The organism is Nostoc sp., from assembly GCF_036918015.1.
GTDB lineage: Bacteria > Cyanobacteriota > Cyanobacteriia > Cyanobacteriales > Nostocaceae > Nostoc.
The window spans coordinates 1-17145 of record NZ_JBALEO010000099.1; the positions used below are offsets into that span (position 1 = coordinate 1).

Annotated in this window: 16 protein-coding genes; 12 read left to right on the forward strand and 4 right to left on the reverse strand. The window is 40.4% G+C overall.

Annotated elements, in window-relative coordinates:
* Positions 1-222: 222 nt before the first annotated feature.
* Positions 223-1152, forward strand: coding sequence for a hypothetical protein (locus tag V7K61_RS32565; RefSeq protein WP_335060127.1), 930 nt, complete (start codon positions 223-225; stop codon positions 1150-1152).
* A 49-nt stretch (positions 1153-1201) separates the two neighbouring features.
* Here V7K61_RS32565 and V7K61_RS32570 read toward each other — a convergent pair whose 3' ends face one another.
* From V7K61_RS32570 to ahcY, 3 genes are all read right to left on the reverse strand, one after another.
* A complete protein-coding gene (locus V7K61_RS32570) occupies positions 1202-1534 on the reverse strand; it encodes a XisI protein (protein ID WP_335060129.1) in 333 nt (110 codons plus the stop codon).
* On the reverse strand, positions 1522-1941 hold the full coding sequence (locus V7K61_RS32575) for a XisH family protein (protein ID WP_335060131.1): 420 nt from the start codon (positions 1939-1941) through the stop codon (positions 1522-1524). The genes V7K61_RS32570 and V7K61_RS32575 overlap by 13 nt, the downstream gene beginning before the upstream one ends.
* A gap of 235 nt (positions 1942-2176) precedes the next feature.
* The gene (ahcY, locus tag V7K61_RS32580) at positions 2177-3454 is read right to left on the reverse strand and encodes an adenosylhomocysteinase (protein ID WP_099102634.1); all 1278 of its coding nucleotides are present in this window, start codon (positions 3452-3454) and stop codon (positions 2177-2179) included.
* Between the two features lie 391 nt (positions 3455-3845).
* Between ahcY and V7K61_RS32585 the strand changes: the two genes are divergently transcribed.
* The 7 genes from V7K61_RS32585 (at position 3846) to V7K61_RS32615 (ending at position 12450) form a co-directional block, all read left to right on the forward strand.
* Entirely contained in the window at positions 3846-5513 is a 1668-nt protein-coding gene (locus tag V7K61_RS32585) for a mechanosensitive ion channel family protein (RefSeq protein ID WP_442936397.1), read from the forward strand.
* A 317-nt stretch (positions 5514-5830) separates the two neighbouring features.
* Positions 5831-9142 (forward strand): efflux RND transporter permease subunit, encoded by a 3312-nt coding sequence (locus tag V7K61_RS32590; protein ID WP_335060132.1) that lies wholly within the window; start codon positions 5831-5833, stop codon positions 9140-9142.
* Positions 9143-9530: 388 nt separating this feature from the next.
* The gene (locus tag V7K61_RS32595) at positions 9531-9968 is read left to right on the forward strand and encodes a DUF6918 family protein (protein ID WP_099103615.1); all 438 of its coding nucleotides are present in this window, start codon (positions 9531-9533) and stop codon (positions 9966-9968) included.
* A 263-nt stretch (positions 9969-10231) separates the two neighbouring features.
* Entirely contained in the window at positions 10232-10600 is a 369-nt protein-coding gene (locus tag V7K61_RS32600) for a hypothetical protein (protein ID WP_335060134.1), read from the forward strand.
* A 248-nt stretch (positions 10601-10848) separates the two neighbouring features.
* Positions 10849-11280 (forward strand): GFA family protein, encoded by a 432-nt coding sequence (locus tag V7K61_RS32605; RefSeq protein ID WP_335060136.1) that lies wholly within the window; start codon positions 10849-10851, stop codon positions 11278-11280.
* A gap of 170 nt (positions 11281-11450) precedes the next feature.
* Positions 11451-11930, forward strand: coding sequence for a hypothetical protein (locus V7K61_RS32610; RefSeq protein WP_335060138.1), 480 nt, complete (start codon positions 11451-11453; stop codon positions 11928-11930).
* Positions 11931-12069: 139 nt separating this feature from the next.
* The gene (locus tag V7K61_RS32615) at positions 12070-12450 is read left to right on the forward strand and encodes a DUF423 domain-containing protein (protein WP_335060256.1); all 381 of its coding nucleotides are present in this window, start codon (positions 12070-12072) and stop codon (positions 12448-12450) included.
* A 75-nt stretch (positions 12451-12525) separates the two neighbouring features.
* Here the strand turns inward: V7K61_RS32615 and V7K61_RS32620 are convergent, their stop codons facing one another.
* Positions 12526-13287, reverse strand: a complete 762-nt coding sequence (locus V7K61_RS32620; protein WP_335060140.1) for a nucleotidyltransferase domain-containing protein — start codon at positions 13285-13287, stop codon at positions 12526-12528.
* Positions 13288-13292: 5 nt separating this feature from the next.
* On the opposite strand from V7K61_RS32620, the gene egtC reads away from it, so the two are divergent.
* From egtC to V7K61_RS32640, 4 genes are all read left to right on the forward strand, one after another.
* Complete coding sequence (gene egtC / locus V7K61_RS32625; protein WP_335060142.1) at positions 13293-14081, forward strand: ergothioneine biosynthesis protein EgtC; 789 nt, start codon at positions 13293-13295, stop codon at positions 14079-14081.
* A gap of 345 nt (positions 14082-14426) precedes the next feature.
* Positions 14427-15461 (forward strand): L-histidine N(alpha)-methyltransferase, encoded by a 1035-nt coding sequence (egtD, locus tag V7K61_RS32630; protein ID WP_335060144.1) that lies wholly within the window; start codon positions 14427-14429, stop codon positions 15459-15461.
* Between the two features lie 342 nt (positions 15462-15803).
* Positions 15804-15998 (forward strand): hypothetical protein, encoded by a 195-nt coding sequence (locus V7K61_RS32635; RefSeq protein ID WP_335060146.1) that lies wholly within the window; start codon positions 15804-15806, stop codon positions 15996-15998.
* 933 nt (positions 15999-16931) lie between these two features.
* The gene (locus V7K61_RS32640; RefSeq protein WP_094353361.1) at positions 16932-17069 is read left to right on the forward strand and encodes a DUF4351 domain-containing protein; all 138 of its coding nucleotides are present in this window, start codon (positions 16932-16934) and stop codon (positions 17067-17069) included.
* Positions 17070-17145 lie beyond the last annotated feature (76 nt).

Sequence of the window (17145 nt, forward strand, 5' to 3'; positions counted from 1 at the left end):
CAAGCTGAGAACATCGGAAGCTGGGTGCGGTGAAAGTCGCACGCCCAGATTTAACTGAGAGATGCGGGGAATAATATCCCCCATCGACTCAACCTTGAAGATAATTTACTGAATAAAGTAGTGATCATATGTTCAGCTTTTGGGGATTCAGATAAAGTAAAGGAAATTGCAAGGTCTAAATCTAAAGAATTAATAAATTATTTGAGATATGTAATATGTGTTATGGCACATGAAAGAATTTCTGAAAATATGATGAAAATCAATATTGCTTCTGAAGCTTATATTCAAACTGAATATTGGCTGAAAAGAGACGTTGAAAATAATACAATAGCTTATGGGAGAGGTAGAGGAAGAAGACATTTACAAAAATTTGTTATTGATAATAACTTACTCAATACCCTAGAAGAAAAAGCTTTTTTAAACGATGTTAAAACATTTTTTAATAATGAAAAATTAAGTCAATTAGAGGGATGTATTCTAACTGCAATATATTGGACTGGAGAAGCTCAAAATGAATTCGACCGGGATATGGCATTTTTAAAATATTGGACTGCTCTTGAAGTTATATTTTCCAACAAGAAGGAAGATATTACTCATGCTTTGTGTAAAGGAATTCCAACTACACTAGCATTGAGCAATTATCATTTTATTGAATTCAGTGAAATTCTTAATATTTATAAAAGAATTTCTAAGCTTTATGATAGACGTTCAAAAATAATTCATACTGGGTTAAGGGAAACTATTAATGAATTAGAACTATCAGAAATTTGTAGATATACTTCATATGTAATTTTAAGCTTGTTTGATTTTAGAAATCAAGGTTATACAGAATTAAGAGAAATTGGTGGGGAAATTGAAAGACTCTATAGAGTTATAAATCAACAAAAAATACAAACAATCACAGAATTAGCTAAGAAAATTGATAAAATCTTAGAAGAAACAAGCGCTTGTGATTCAATGAATACAACTGCTGAAAAAATGATAATTGCAGCAAAAACTATTGAATATATAGAAAATAGTTCCGAATTGATGCAGGAAATTACTAATGTAATAAGACAAGGTACTATTACCGATTTGTCAAAATTACTTGCTCATCCATCTGCACCTTTTTTAATTATGGCTTTAGAAACTTGTCAGAAAAAAAAGGTATAGGCTTTGGCTTATCCCCAAAAAATCGACTGCGGGATAGAATGCAAAAAATTTAAACAGATGCAAAACCAGTAAACTGCCTGACATAAGGTGATCTAAAACCCAAAACAATATCTGTTGTTGGCACACCTAATTCTACTAATTGATTAGCTATTCCTTCTTCAGTAAAATCGCGCTGAATCCAAATTTTTTTATCCTTGATACTAATATGAATTGGGCATCCATATACTCTTTCTTCATCATGCCATCCCACATATAATAATAAGTAGCGATCGCGTTCTGTATCAAAGACAATTTCGGTATTTTCTAAATCTTCTTTGGGTTGCTCATTTACATATTTATAGATGATCCTTTTCACTAATTCCTGATAATCTAATTTTTCCATAATACTATCTCTTGTTTCTGAACATGAAAAACGAATAATTTGATTTCATACCGTTCTAATACACTTTGAATAAAAGAATCTATAAAAAACTCTTGGTATATATCTTGAGATATTGCTAAATATAATACTCGTTCAGAGTCCTTTTGTTCTAATGCTACCCTGTAGTTCAAAAATTGACCTATAGCTGTATGAAACTCTGAGATTGCTGATACCCCAATAAAACTTTTTACCTCTACTGCTATTTTTTGCTTATCTTTTTCAGCCGAAATTAACTTTTGCGCTCCTAAGTCTATTTTAATTCTAATTTGTTCCGAGAGTTTAAAAAATAAGGGATCATGTGTAATTTTCCAGCCATCTTTTTCTAAGGCTACTTTCACAGTATTATGAAAAATATCTTTTGCTGACATAAAAACTTACAATAACACCCTCTATCCCAATACGGTTCAGTTAAAGGCTACTGGCAAAATTTTGGGTTTTCGAGACGCGATAAATCGCCGTCTCTACAAGTGTTTTGGTCTTATCTGAACTGTATTGCCCTCTATCCTATTATATTCTCTCTGTGCCTCTGCATCTCTGCGAGAGAAACACAAAAAAAGGGATAAGCAAAACGCCTATCCCTCAAAAAATCAATTAATCAATGTATCAAGTTCCACTTGTCCAAGAATTGATGTACTCAATTTGATCTGCTGTCAAACTATCAATCGTGATACCAATAGCTTGCAACTTCAAACGAGCAATTTCTTGATCGACTTCAACAGGGATTGAGTGCAAACCAGGTTCCAACTTACCCTTATTCTTCACCAAGAATTCACAAGCCAAAGCTTGGTTCGCAAAACTCATATCCATTACCGCGCTGGGGTGTCCTTCAGCCGCAGCTAGGTTAATCAAGCGTCCTTGTCCAAGAACGACAACTGATTTACCATTTTTCAACTTATACTCTTCGGTGAAAGGACGCACTTCTTTGATTTCCTTAGCTTGTGCAGCCAAGTATTTCAAATCAAGTTCCAAATCAAAGTGACCGGAGTTACAAACGATCGCACCATCTTTCATCACATCGAAGTGTTCGCCGCGAACGACGTGCTTGTTACCAGTCACAGTGATAAATATATCACCTTCAGGTGCAGCTTTAGCCATTGGCAGGACGCGGAAGCCATCCATTACGGCTTCAATTGCCTTGATGGGGTCGATTTCGGTGACGATGACGTTAGCACCCATCCCACGGGCGCGGAGGGCTGTACCTTTACCACACCAGCCATAACCGACGACGACAATGTTTTTACCAGCCAACAAAATATTTGTGGCGCGGATAATGCCATCTAGGGTTGATTGCCCAGTACCATAGCGATTATCAAAGAAGTGCTTGGTGTCGGCGTCGTTGACGTTGACTGCGGGGAAGGTGAGAACGCCTTCTCTAAACATGGCGCGTAGGCGCACAATACCAGTGGTGGTTTCTTCGGTGCTACCAATCAAATCAGCAATTTGGTGTTGGCGGTGTTGGATTAAAGCCGCAACTACATCGCTACCGTCATCAACAATAATGTTGGGGCGATGATCTAAAGCTATTTGGACGTGGCGGTTATAAGTTTCGTTATCTTCGCCTTTTTGAGCAAAGACGGGAATTTCATGATCGACGACGAGGCTAGCGGCTACGTCATCTTGCGTTGATAAAGGATTGCTAGCAATTAAAAGCGCATCTGCACCACCGGCTTTCAGAGCGATCGCCAAATGTGCTGTTTCTGTTGTAATGTGGGCACAAGCTACAAGGCGTAAACCAGCGAAGGGCTTTTCGATCGCAAAGCGATCGCGGATTTGCTTCAAAACTGGCATTTCGCGTCCAGCCCATTCAATGCGCTGTCTTCCCAAGGCAGCTAGGCCGAGGTCTTTAACCTCGTGCTTTAATCGGGGAGAAGTTGCGGTCATCAAAAGTTACCTCAAAAAATAAAAAAAGCTACGTAAATTTTACGCACTCTACTAGGTTATTGTACAACTGGTGATTTTTGCTTGAATATTGCAAATCACTAGTCAACAGTCCTCAAAACTAGCTTGACGTTTGATTACCCTAATGTCAACTTCATCGTCAGCTTCTTCCTTTTTGTTTTATCTTTGGTAAGAGTAATACTCTAATCAGCCTTACCTGCTGATTCTCAGTATCTTGTCATCTGTCGAAAGATAGAAGACAAACAAAAAAACATGAAAATTTCATTGTCTAAAGGGAAAACCTCAACTTTAGATAGGTACATCTACCCAAAGTTATTGCGGAGGATAGTTATCGAAGTAGTCACCAGTAGATTTTATTTAAGGAGGTGTTTAAGTGCGCTTTCAATTTTTGGCGTTGGCTTTGCCCGCCGTAGGCATCGCCAGTTCAATGGCTGTATGCGTTGTATCTGTGCCAAAAGCCACAGCCCAGATTCCTTTTGTACCGCAATTGCAAGCTCCCAGCAGTATTAGTAATGATTCAGATAACAGAGTTGTTTCGGGCTGGATTTATTTAGATGGTCGTCGGTTATTTCAAATAGCAGCAACAAGAACCAATTTTCCTGAGCGTTCAGAAGATATTCAAAAGAAGTTGGAGAAAATTGGTCAAAATTACTTTCAATCACCAGCAAAAACACCAGTCAAGGTGGATGTTCGCAAAGTAAACGAATTACCAGTAATTTATGTTAACGGTCAATATCTGATGACCGTTACTTCTGAAGATGCGGGACTGCGACAGGTAGATATATCAACATCGGCAAATCAAGTCGCCGAATCATTACAAGAAGACTTGCAACAAGCCAAGCAAGAAAGGCAAATTCAATCTTTAATCGACCAAGGTAAAATTGCTGGCGGTATCGGACTGGCAATGATTGTCATGAGTTGGGGAGTATATAGCTGGCAGCGGCGTACCCAAAAGGATTTAGAAAAATCCATTGCCTCCCAACCCCAAAGGGAACTCTTCAACTACCCAAAACCAGCAGATCAAGCAATTACAACACAACTAAATCAACGGCAACAGCAACATCTCCAAGAAGCCAAGAGACGATTGTTTCAGCTAAGTCAAGCCGGAATTTGGGGAGGTGGAAGCTTCTTTATTTTGGGTCTATTTCCCTATACACGAGGTTTTCAGGTAGCAATTCTCACAGCTGCCCAATTTCCTGTGCGATTAGGTGTTGTATGCTTGGCAACTTATGTAGCAATTCGTTTGACCTACGCCCTGATTGACCGCTTCGCCTCCACTCTGATTAGCAGTGGTGCTTTCCTCACTCCAGAAAGTTCTGCACGGCTGCAACTGCGAGTTTCCACATTTTCTGGTGTCACTAAAAGTATCACTACTGCTATCTGGGTAGGAGTAGGTTTCTTGATAGCCCTAGTATCCTTGGGGATAGATATCGTTCCCTTACTGGCGGGTGCTAGTTTAGTTGGTGTTGCATTATCTCTGGCATCGCAAAACTTAATTAAAGATGCCATTAACGGTTTTTTGATCATTTTAGAAGACCAGTATGCTTTAGGGGATGTAATTAATGTGGGAGACGTGGGAGGCTTAGTAGAAAATCTGAATCTGCGGATGACCCAACTGCGGGATTCTGAAGGACGCTTGATCACAATTCCCAATAGTGAAATTAAAGTTGTTGCCAATCTTTCGAGTCGTTGGTCGCGAGCCGATTTAACAATTCCCATCGCCTACCAAGCCGATACAGAAGAGGCTTTGAATTTGATTGCAACTATTGCGGATAAGATGAATCAAGAAATGCAATGGCAGCGTCAAATTTTGGAACCACCGCAAGTTTTAGGAATAGATCAATTTGGCGATCGCGGTTTGATAATTCGTGTCTGGATTAAAACACAACCCCTCAAACAATGGGATGTCGCACGGGAACTTCGCCGCCGCCTAAAAGTTGCCCTAGACGAGGCTGGAATTTCCATCTCTGTACCTCAACAAGCAATTTGGGTCAATGACGATCAATTGTTAAATTTTCCGAGTAATGGCAAAGCTAATTAGAAATTTGGATTCATTACCGCATTTTTTAGACCAAATTCTAACTCTCCTCTTATCAAGCTACGTTGTACACACAAGTTCTAAAAACCTAGCTTGATAAGACTTGACTCGTTCCCATGTTTTGCATGGGAACGGTTAATTACAAGCTTTGCCGACTCTGCCTCTAATGATACATTGAGTCATCAGCATAAATGTGTGTATTCCCATACTGACTATAGGAAAAAGAAAATATCTAACATTAAGCCTTAATAAATCCTTATATTAATAAAAAGCTACTACGTTCCTAACCAGTCTGAAACTTTTCCTTTATTCCTTGATTTATGTTTGTCAATACCTTCATCAGACGGCCAGTGCTGACGACGGTCTGCACGTTCATCATCTTGCTGCTGGGAAGCATCTGTATACCGATTCTTCCCATTTCTCAGCTACCAGACCTTGCTCCAGTGCAAATTACTGTTAGCTCCAACAATATTGGTGCGGATGCTCAAACAACAGAAAATACTGTCACCAACATTATTGAGCGACAAATTAATGGTGTTAAAGATGTATCTTATATATCTTCTAATACGGGTAATGATGGTTCGAGCAATATAACTGTCTCCTTTCCGACTAATGTCAATAGCGATATTGCTCAAGTAAACGTTCAGAATAAAGAAGCACTGGCTTCACCTCAATTGCCAGATACTGTTCAACGAACAGGTGTGACTGTTGAAACAGCATCAAGCAGTTTGCTACTTGTCTATGGGTTTTACTCAGAAAATAATGAGTATGACAACATTTTTATCAGTAACTATGTCGATCTGTATATTTTCGATCAGATCAAACGGCTCCCTGGTGTAGGAAGTGCCAGAGTTTTTGGAGAACGCAAATATGCCATGCGTCTCTGGCTCGATCCCAACAAGCTTGCCCAACATCAACTAACTCCGCAAGATGTAACATCTGCCCTGCAACAACAAAATATTCAAGTGGGTGCAGGGGCGATTGGTAAGGAACCAGCACCAGATAATCAAAGCTTTGAATTTGCTTTACGGGCAACCAGTCGATTTAAAGATGCGGCTGAATTTGAGGATATGGTGCTGAAGGTAAGTCCAGCTGGCACTAATAGCACTACTAATAACCCCACTAGCAGCATTCTAGTTAAAGTCAGAGATGTCGGTCGAGTTGAACTGGGAGCAGAGAACTATCTCGCTGATGCCAAATTCACCATCCCAGGAAATGCGCCCAAGGCAGCCGTGGGTTTGGGGATATATCAACTTCCCGGTAGTAATGCCCTGAACGTTGCTCATGCTGTTGAAGAACAGATCGAGATACTAAAGAAAAGTTTTCCACCTGGACTCAAAGCAGAGTTGGCATTTGATACCACTCCGTTTGTAGAAATTTCTTTAGAAGAAGTTCTGCACACTCTGGTTGAGGCGATTGTGCTAGTGGTCTTGGTAATTTTTGTCTTTTTACAAGACTGGCGTACCACGATCATTCCCACTGTAGCGATCCCCGTTTCCTTGATTGGGACGTGTGCGGCTCTGTTGGTTTTAGGATTTCAAATTAATACACTGACCTTATTTGGTTTCGTTCTCGCGATCGGGATCGTCGTGGATGATGCCATTATTGTGGTCGAGGCAGTTGCAGTCAAACTAGAGCAGGGTATGAGACCCTTTGAGGCCGCTGTCGAAGCCATGAAGGAGTTAACTGGGGCAATCATTGCCACTTCACTTGTACTCATGGCAGTATTTATTCCCGTTGCATTCATTCCGGGTACTACTGGGATTGTTTACAAACAATTTGCGTTAACCGTTGCTTGCTCCATTGCCATTTCCACCTTCAACGCCTTAACCTTCTCTCCGAGTATGGCAGCCATTCTGATGCGCCCGGCTCAGACTCCACGGGGCCCTTTGGGGTGGTTTTTTACGCAGTTTAATCGGGGATTTAGCTGGTTCACGCGGCGATATGTTGGGTTTGTTAGCTACCTTACCCATGTCAAGCCGATTGTAATTGGAGTTTTTGTCACTGGTTTATTAGCAACGGTTTTGATGTACAGAGCAGTGCCTACCGGATTTATTCCAGAGGAAGATCAGGGTTACTTCTTTGTAATTGTCCAAGGGCCTGATGGAGTTTCTTTGAAATATACCGAATCTGTGATGAACAAGGTGGTCAAAGAAGTCACATCGGCTCCCGAAGTTAAAGCTAGTTTTATGATCAGTGGCTTTGGTTTCGATGGCAATGCTTCTAATTTAGGCATTGCCTTTGCTAACCTGAAACCCTGGAAAGAGAGAACTGAAGAATCTCAATCTGTTTATGGCATACTTCAGAGACTGAACAAAAAGCTCTCTACAATTACAGAAGCCAGAGCGATCGCAGTAAATGCCCCTCCAGTGAGAGGATTAAGTACTACGGGTGGTTTTGAGTTTATCATTCAAGACAAAACCGGCAGTGCGCCGATTGAAACCTTAATTGAGGCTGCTCAAAAAGTGATTGGGGCGGCACGTAAAAGCCCTGCTCTCCAAGGAGTTTTCACTCAGTTCACCGCAGACACTCCCCAATTTGACATTCAGGTAAATCGCAACCAAGCCAAAGCTCTCAATGTCGAAATTAACGACATCTTTGGGGCGTTGCAAACTTACTTGGGGTCGCAATATGTGAATAACTTCGTGCAGGGACAGCGACAGTATCGGGTATATGTCCAAGCAGATGGGGTGTTCCGCTCGAATCCAGATGATATTGGCAAGCTGTATGTTCGCTCTGCCAGTGGGGCCATGATTCCGTTGAGCAGTTTGGTGAAAATTACTCCCTTCGTGGGGCCGAAAACCATCGCCCATTACAACTTGTACAGGTCAATCAAAGTACAGGGCGCTCCAGCTCCCGGTGCTAGTTCTGGACAGGCAATTAAAGCGATGGAGCAAATAGCAGCAGAAAACTTACCTCAAGGGTTTGGTTATGAGTGGACAGGGACTTATCTCCAAGAGAAAACATCTGGGGGAGCTACAGGCTTGATTTTTGGTTTAGCGATTGTGATTGTCTTTCTGGTGCTGGCGGCTCAGTATGAAAGCTACATTGACCCAATTATTATTTTGCTGACAGTTCCCCTAGCAGTCTTGGGAGCAATGACAGCGATTTGGCTACGTTCCAATATTTTCATGGCAGGCAGCCTCTTCCCGAAAGTAGTGGATGATATCTATTGCCAAGTAGGTTTGGTAACTTTGATTGGTCTAGCTGCGAAAAACGCGATTCTAGTCGTGGAATTTGCCAATCAACTGCACGAGCAGGGCATGAGCTACACGCGGGCGGCAGTGAAAGCGGGGCAAGAACGTCTACGACCGATCTTAATGACATCCTTTGCAGCGTTGTTAGGATTTTTGCCTCTGGTGATTTCTCAAGGGGCTGGAGCCAGCAGCCGTTGGTCTTTAGGAACAGCGCTGTTTGGGGGGTTGATGCTTTCGACCTTCTTGAGTTTGTTCTTAGTGCCAATTCTCTATATTTTGGTTAAGAGTTTGGCTCAGGCTATATTACCTGGGAAGCGAGGAGGTTCAAATCCTCCAGATTCTCCAGGAGCTTCGGGAACTAGACATGAAGCTCTACCTGCTGGCTCAAGTCAGCCAGAGACGCAATTTAGGTCTCAGGAGGATGGGATAACCTAAGTTTGGGCAAGGGGGCAGGGGAGCAGAGGGGCAAGGGAGCAGGGGGGACAAAACAGAAAAGAGATTAACCCCACTGTTGCGCTAGCTTCCCGTAGGGTACGAGAACCACTTATTAAGAAGTGGATGGACTCAGCCCCATGTTCTGCTCTGATTCACGGCACTAGAGAAGAGGTCTTTTCCCTCTGCCCCTCTGCTCCCCTGCCCCTCTGCCCCCTTGCCTCCCTGCCCCTCTGCCCCTCTGCCCCCTCTGCCCCCTCTGAATTATGCTGCTTAAAAGCGTATCAGCTTATCCACAACATCCTCTAACTCTGATACCATTTTCTGTAATTTCCTGCTTGCTAAAAAAATTAGTCGAATAGAATTAAGTACTTAGATAAGGAAAAGTGAAATGGGACTTAGCGACGGACTTTTGAACCCGACCAAAAAGGCTATGGTCATAGATGATTGTTGCAACATGATTGAAGGACAGCTTGCATCCAAGTCAGGCATGAGCGGCATCGCTTTGAAAACTGCCTTTGCTGCTTTGAAGGGGGTTAAGCCAGGGTATATTCCCTATGTCGTTGAGCAGATATTACCGCAATGTTTTACAGCTCTCGATCCCATCTGGAGTCAAGGCGTAGAGAAAGGCGACCCAGTTGAATATCTGAGTGCGAATCGCTCTAATACAGCAGATGCACTACTAGGTGTTACTGATGCGAGAGTCAAGAACTCAAACCGCCAAATCGTGCGAGGAACCTATGAAAAACTTCGCGGTTCAGCCAAAAAGCACGTAGAAGAAGCAGTGCCAGATTTAGCCAAAGTAATCAATAATTACACTAAGGTCTGAGCCAAACGAGTAGAGACGCGATTAATCGCGTCTTCTAGAAAGGTGGGAAGCGCAGATACAAATTTATAAAGAATTTTTAAGAAATTAACATTTTTCAGAAAACGAAAGACCTAATGCTGAAGTAATCCCCAAAAGTTCAGAATCATAGATTTTGTAGTTTACACACCCTAGTGTCTGAAAACCTTACATGGCAAAGTCTCTGATGTACTTCATCCATGTCGAAACCTAATTATTAGTTTTTCAATTTTTTGGAGGAGAGGAAAATGAAGAAGTTCACCTGTTTGATGATTGTCGGGGCAGTATTGTCGATTAGCGCGCCGGCTTTTGCTGAAAGTCGTGCGGTTAATATCAGTATTGGCAGTATTGGTGGTCCCTTAGATAATGCCGCTTTGCGAACAGTTCGCCAGGTTATCGGGTTTGCAGTCGGCACTAGCACCGTCGATAAATTCATTGTATATAGTCCCAGAACCGGATCTATTCCCATCGAAGGAGGTTTATCTGCTTGTGTTGAAGCTGGCTTCGGCATAAGCAATACAACATTTAATGCTTTTATCCAGCAGTTGCGTTCAATTAATCCCAAACCAGGGACTTTCTACAATCTAGAACTTACCGCAAGCTGCAAACTGAAATAAGACGTTTGCACTCAAGCACGGTAGATGGGCTGAGGTACGAAGCCCATCCATCGAGTTAGACTCTACGCGATAAACGCAAAACTCCATATTTTAAATTGGAGATGTAACATTAATGTTAATTTTTATCAGTGTCAAGAAGCGCCTAGATTAGTTGTATCAGACTCTGGACTCAATAGTGCAGATACTTCCAGTATGAAACAAAAAAGAATATAAAATTGGAGCGCATTTGTGGGAGCGGAGAAAAAAATATGTCTAATGTGAGCATTACAAAAGGTAGCTGCCTGTGTGGAGTAGTAAACGTTTCTACAACCCGTATGAGTAATCAGGTAGGAGCGTGTCATTGTAGTATGTGTCGCAACTGGAGTGGAGGGCCTTTGTTAGTAGTTGAGTGTGAAAGTGATGTTAGCTTCTCTGGTGAAGAAAATATCGGAGTTTATCAATCTTCAGAATGGGCAGAGCGTGGATTCTGTAAGAAGTGTGGTAGCCATCTCTTTTACAAATTGAAACAAAGTAACCAGTATTTCATACCCGTTGGACTATTCGATAGCTGTGAAGGTCTTGTTTTTGGTTATCAGGTATTTATTGATGAAAAACCTAAATATTATTGTTTTGCCAATGAAACCAAGAACCTGACAGGTGCAGAGGTATTTGCACAGTTTGCACCTCCATCAGAGCGGTAAAGGTTGGCTGATGTACTATCAACTAGCAATCGCATTGTTCCAGTTGCGTAAGTCCTGAAAAAAGATTGTGTAAAAGCTAAAAAACTGTCGCTGGGAGTAGATTGATATATTGGAACCTTTATGAAAGTCAGGTTAAAATCGCTAGCAAAGTGTAAATCTGAAGTGAAACTATGAAAACTGCTGAAAAATTAGCTGCCGGTTGGCTACTGACACTCGGATTCATGTTTGTAACTCTATCAGCAACAGCGGCTTTAGAAAAATTTGCTACACGTAAAGCTATCATAATACCCACGGATGAATATGAGTTTAATGCACCGAATGCTACTTATGAAGATAATAATACTGCTGCTGCTGGTCTAATTTTTGGTGTCCCTACCCTAACACTGGGCACGTGGTTAGCATTGGGATTGTACCGTCAAAGTCGGCAGGAGAAAAAGGCGATTAATCAACAAGTTAGCGATCGCCTACAATCGATTTTTTATGAGATGCTACAAGAAAATAATGGGCGCGTAACTGTTTTAGGCTTTGCCATCCAGTCACAACTACCCGCAGCCCATGCCAGACAATATTTAGATGAAAAAGCTAAAGAATTCAATGCAAACTTTAAGGTGAACGAAGAAGGGGCTGTATCATATCATTTTGATGTTTAATTGTCATTAGTCATTAGTGATTTGTCCTTTGTCCTTCGTCATTTGTTATTTGTTATTCACTAATACTTCGACTACGCTCAGTACAAGTGACCAATGACTAATGACTAATGACTACTTTACCAACTTACGGCTAGGTCTAATGACGCAGATTTTTTTGAGCGTAGCTGCTATTTTAGGCGGTTTGTCGGTTGCTGCTGGTGCTTTTGCTTCCCATGCCTTGCGGGAAAAGATTAGTGAGCGATCGCTAGAAATTTTTGAAACTGGCGCTCGTTACCAAATGTATCATGCTCTTGCACTTTTTCTAGTAGCCATACTAATTAGTCGTACCGAGTCCCCTCAACCCACACTCGTAGTCAGTGGATGGCTGTTTATCATTGGCATTGCTATTTTCTCAGGTAGCTTGTACGCTCTTAGCTTAACCGGTATTAAATCCTTGGGAGCGATCACACCACTAGGCGGCACAGCCTTTCTTGCAGGTTGGGGTGCTTTAGCTTTTGCTGCTTGGAATTTGAAGTTGTAAAAAAGTTAGGAGTTAAGAGTTAAAAACTCTTAACTCCATTTTTTAGAAGCTCATTTACCTCATTTTTACAAAAGCTTATAATTCATAGCTAATTGCTCTCAAGCGTATTAACAAATTATCCAAATCTGCATTAGCTGAAGGTGTTTCAGGTAATGGACTAGATTGATATGCCTCATGTAACTTATTACGCAGACGTTCATATTCTCTTTGATAAAAAACTACATTAATATCTGACAAAACAGACTTTTCTGTACCTGCTAATTTTTGGGCGATCAAATCAGAAATATATGGTAAATTAAAAACCTCATTTAGCTTAATTAAATTAGACTCAACTACTCCTGCTTGCATCAGATAGATCCCAGTTAATAGAACTCGGTAAACATAAAGTAATGGCTTAATTCGATGCATATTTTCTTTCTCAAAAAGTTTCCATTGTGTTGCTGCAAAACCAATATAATGGTAGCTATGGTGACGGGTAATACAATTTTTAGCAATATTTTTCAATTCCTCATGTTCAGGTGAGGTTATTAATATTAAAGGAGAATACAATTGTTCTAATACATAACCATTCTTTTTAAGTAGCATCAAAAAGAATTTTTTTACATCATGAGTTACTAAATCAATCTCTAAAGATTCGCGAACTTCTGAAACTTCAATAGTTTCATTTCTAGTCTGTAATCCCACTACTTCTTGAACTGGTAAAATATGCACACCACGCAAGTCATAATCAGAATCGGCTGAGGGAAAGCCATATAAGTGGGAACCACTGATGATGGTGAATAAAAACGGGTAAGGCTGCTGCTCAATAATTGTGTTAATAGAAGTTGGAATATTCATAATGTATGTGCCGTTTACTTGCTTACCTCGGTTCGCCTATTTCTTTAGAACATCTTCTGTATAAACCAGAACACTCACTCATCGTCCAGAGTTATCAACCCCGTGAAATGATTTCTGGAGTGGTAAATGCAGATGGCTTTGGTGTGGGTTGGTATCATAATCAAAAAGATACTGACCCTTTTATCTACAAAAATACCCTACCTATTTGGAATGATATAAATCTACCCAGTCTCAGCCGTTACGTCGAATCAAAGTGTGTACTTGCTTATGTCCGCAGTGCTACACCAGGACAAGCCGTAGATTTTGCTAACTGTCAGCCATTTAACCATCAACAACAGCTATTTATTCACAATGGACGAATCGAAAATTTCCGCAAAACATTACACAGAAAAATTCGCAGCACTTTAACCCAAGAATTTTACGAAAAAATTAATGGCAGTACTGACTCAGAACACATTTTTGCATTGTTACTTTCGCAAAGTCAAATTAACAAACATCGACCTCCAGAGTATGCCTTACGCACCACATTATTAACGCTTTTAGAGATGGCAAAACGCTATCAAGTAGAAGCCTCGCTCAATGTAATTTTTAGTGACGGACATCGTTTAATAGCTTCTCGTTTTGCTACCACTTCACCGCCTCCATCTCTTTACTGGATACGAGACGATCCGACTTTCCCACAGTCCGTAATTATTGCGTCTGAACCTCTATTTCTAGGTAATTGGATTGCTTGCCCAGAAAATAGCATCATTAGTGTGGGAGCAGACTGTGAGATCCAATTTGAGCAAATCTAGTGTGAAAGAGGCTATTTCTCAAGCCTTCGATAAATGTGGCTCGAAAACTTTTGCACTATTCCAGGATATGACGAAGCCACATTCTCTAGTAAATCTCATTCTGACTCGATCTGCTATTTGCTGGTACTTGGGGCATATTGCCTATATCGAATCTTTATCGCCACGAGAACATAGCACTTAGGCGCTTACTTGCTACTATTTTAATGGGAAAATGCTGAAAAATAGCTTTAAAGCTTGAGCTATATTGCTCAAGCATGATTTTATTAACTATGGCTATGTGTTTCACTGATTGGGGTAAAGGTCTGCGATCAAAGTAACCCATTACGCCAAGTAAACGGAGGTTTCATGTCAATATCTAAAACTGTTAACAGCAAGGTTACTTCTCAAAGCAGCGTTAAAAAACGCTTGCAGATAGAGCGTTTGATAGGAGCAACTCAAATAGTTGCACCTAGTGCTGGGAGTGATGTAGTGAAGGGATTAACTCAAACACCTAAATCTCTACCCCCTTGTTACTTTTATGACGATCGCGGTTCCGATCTGTTTGAGCAAATCTGTGATTTACCAGAATATTATCTTACACGCACAGAAACAACGATTTTACAGCAGTATGCTGGTGAAATTGCCAAAATAACTGGCGTTTGTGAATTGGTAGAACTTGGTAGTGGTAGTTCTAGTAAAACCCGCATTTTACTAGATGCCTACCAGCAACTAGGCTATCCTCTGCACTACCTGCCAATTGATGTATGTGCAGGTATGTTGGAAAGTAGTGCCAAGCAGTTATTAGAAGATTATCCCTTACTCCAAGTTTATGCACTAGCGGGAACCTATGAATTAGCCCTTGCAAAACTCCTACCGACGCAATTACCCAGTCGGATGATTTGTTTTATTGGCAGCAGCTTAGGTAATCTTACCCCTGATGAGTGTGATGTGTTCTTCTCTCAAATTACCAATGCTCTACAAGTAGGTGAGTATTTTTTATTGGGGATAGATTTACGAAAGCCAAAACAGATTTTGGAACCAGCTTATAACGACAGCCAGGGAGTAACAGCTGCATTTAACCTCAATATGCTGGAACATTTAAATCAGCGCTTTGAGGGGAACTTTGACACCACCCAGTTTGAACACCGGGCATTTTACAATGAAAGCGAGCATCAAATAGAAATGCATTTATGCAGCCTGCGATCGCAAATTGTAGAATTACGCGCTCTTAATCTTAAGCTTAATTTTGCACTAGGTGAGACTATCCTCACCGAAATTTCCCGCAAATTTGATCTTAATACCATTAAACAGCAACTAAACACACAAGGTTTATTACCTCTTCATGTGTGGACAGATTCAAATCAATGGTTTGGTTTACTGCTCTGTCAGCTGCAAGCATAAAGCAAATCAGAGTACGCCTCATATATATTGCGGTTCTCAGTTGAGTCCAATATATACCTAACAAAAACAGCCCTTGTCTACAAGCGTTAGGGAGTAACACTCAAAGCCTCTCTTCTAAAAGGGGAGAGGTCAAACTATATTAGACTTCTTGCACAAATGCAAGTTTGCCTACCCAGATGATATTCGTCCCACCCCAACAAGAGAGAACAATTAGAATCCCTCTTGCTGGGGTAGTATTTTCACTAGATTATGTACATTGTACATAACGTATGAATGCAAAATTCTATCAACCCAAGCAAATAAACTAAATGTTTACCTGCTAATTATTGCTGCATCGAAGGTGTGGGAAAAATTCTGCTGAATATAGGAACCCGTGGACGAGGTTTATTTGCTGTTATATTGGCATTAGTAGCAGAAGAGTTATTAGCTGCCTCAGAAAGGAGAGGTGGTTTGCCATTAGTAGAATTAGCAAAATCAGTTAATTTTGCAGCTGAAGGTGAACTTGAAGATATGGAAGTAACATTCTCAGGATTTTGACTGTTGGTTTTTACCGGAGTTTGAGCTTGACATGGAGTAACGAGGAAATTTGAACTTGTTCCTAATACCAGTATGAGCAAATGAGAAATATATTGTTGCATAGAGATTGGTAAAATGGGTTGAGAAATATTCAAAGCTTAAAAAAGTTGTGTTTGTTCTCAGTTAGAAATAAAACTGCAATTTTCCAATAGAAATCATGACGCTGTTGCCCAAGAAAACTTGAACACAGCGATTTCTAAATGAATAGACTATTAATGCTTAGTACATTAATTTGCTAACAACAATCTAACCTCCCTCAATCAAGGGGAAGCTAAACTCTCTTTTGTAAAAGAAAGAGATCGGTTATTTTAAGACTACTAAATCTGTCTGAAAGAGAGTTAGAAATAGATACACCTGGAATAATTGACGTTTTTTTAATCAACTAAGCCAGCACAACCATTAATATTTTAGTAATATTTAACTTGTTAATAAAAGAGGAATGTTACTGAACTTTTTGACAAAACTGATTTATATAAAATCAACTCTAACTCGCATATTTAACTAATTAAAGCAAAAAGTACATGAACTTTTAATAAAGCCTAAGTTTGATAAAATAGTTTTCGTTAATAAATGCGTGTATATTTCAGCAATGTACACTAATACCATTTCTTTGTGAGGCTGCGCCAAACCATTTTAACTTCTTTCTTTGCGTCCAACTCTTACGAGACGCTGCGCGTAGCAAGATCCCCGAAGGGGTATGCGGTTCGTTTTTGTTTCTTTTATTTATGGTTTAGCGCATCTTCATACAGAATTGGTATAAGTTTGACTATATTAAGTAAAGATTGAGAATATAAACCCACAGATGATTTAGGTTTGCTCGATATGAGTTTAGGTGTAGACATCCTTAAACTACAACCAATTCCTATTAGATAAGACAGATAACAATTAATTAAAATGAGATTTTTTGATTTATGTAAATCGATTACTCAACTAGAAGAGTTAGCTGAGGCGCTGTTAGATTTCAACAGTCAAAGCGATTTAGTAAATTACTTAGGAAATATCTTTTTACCTCAACCTAATCTGGAAGATTAAGCGACACCTACGCAAGAGGAAAGGGGGCAGGAATTAGGGGAATATTCCTGCATCTTTCTCCCCTTCTCCTTGCCCC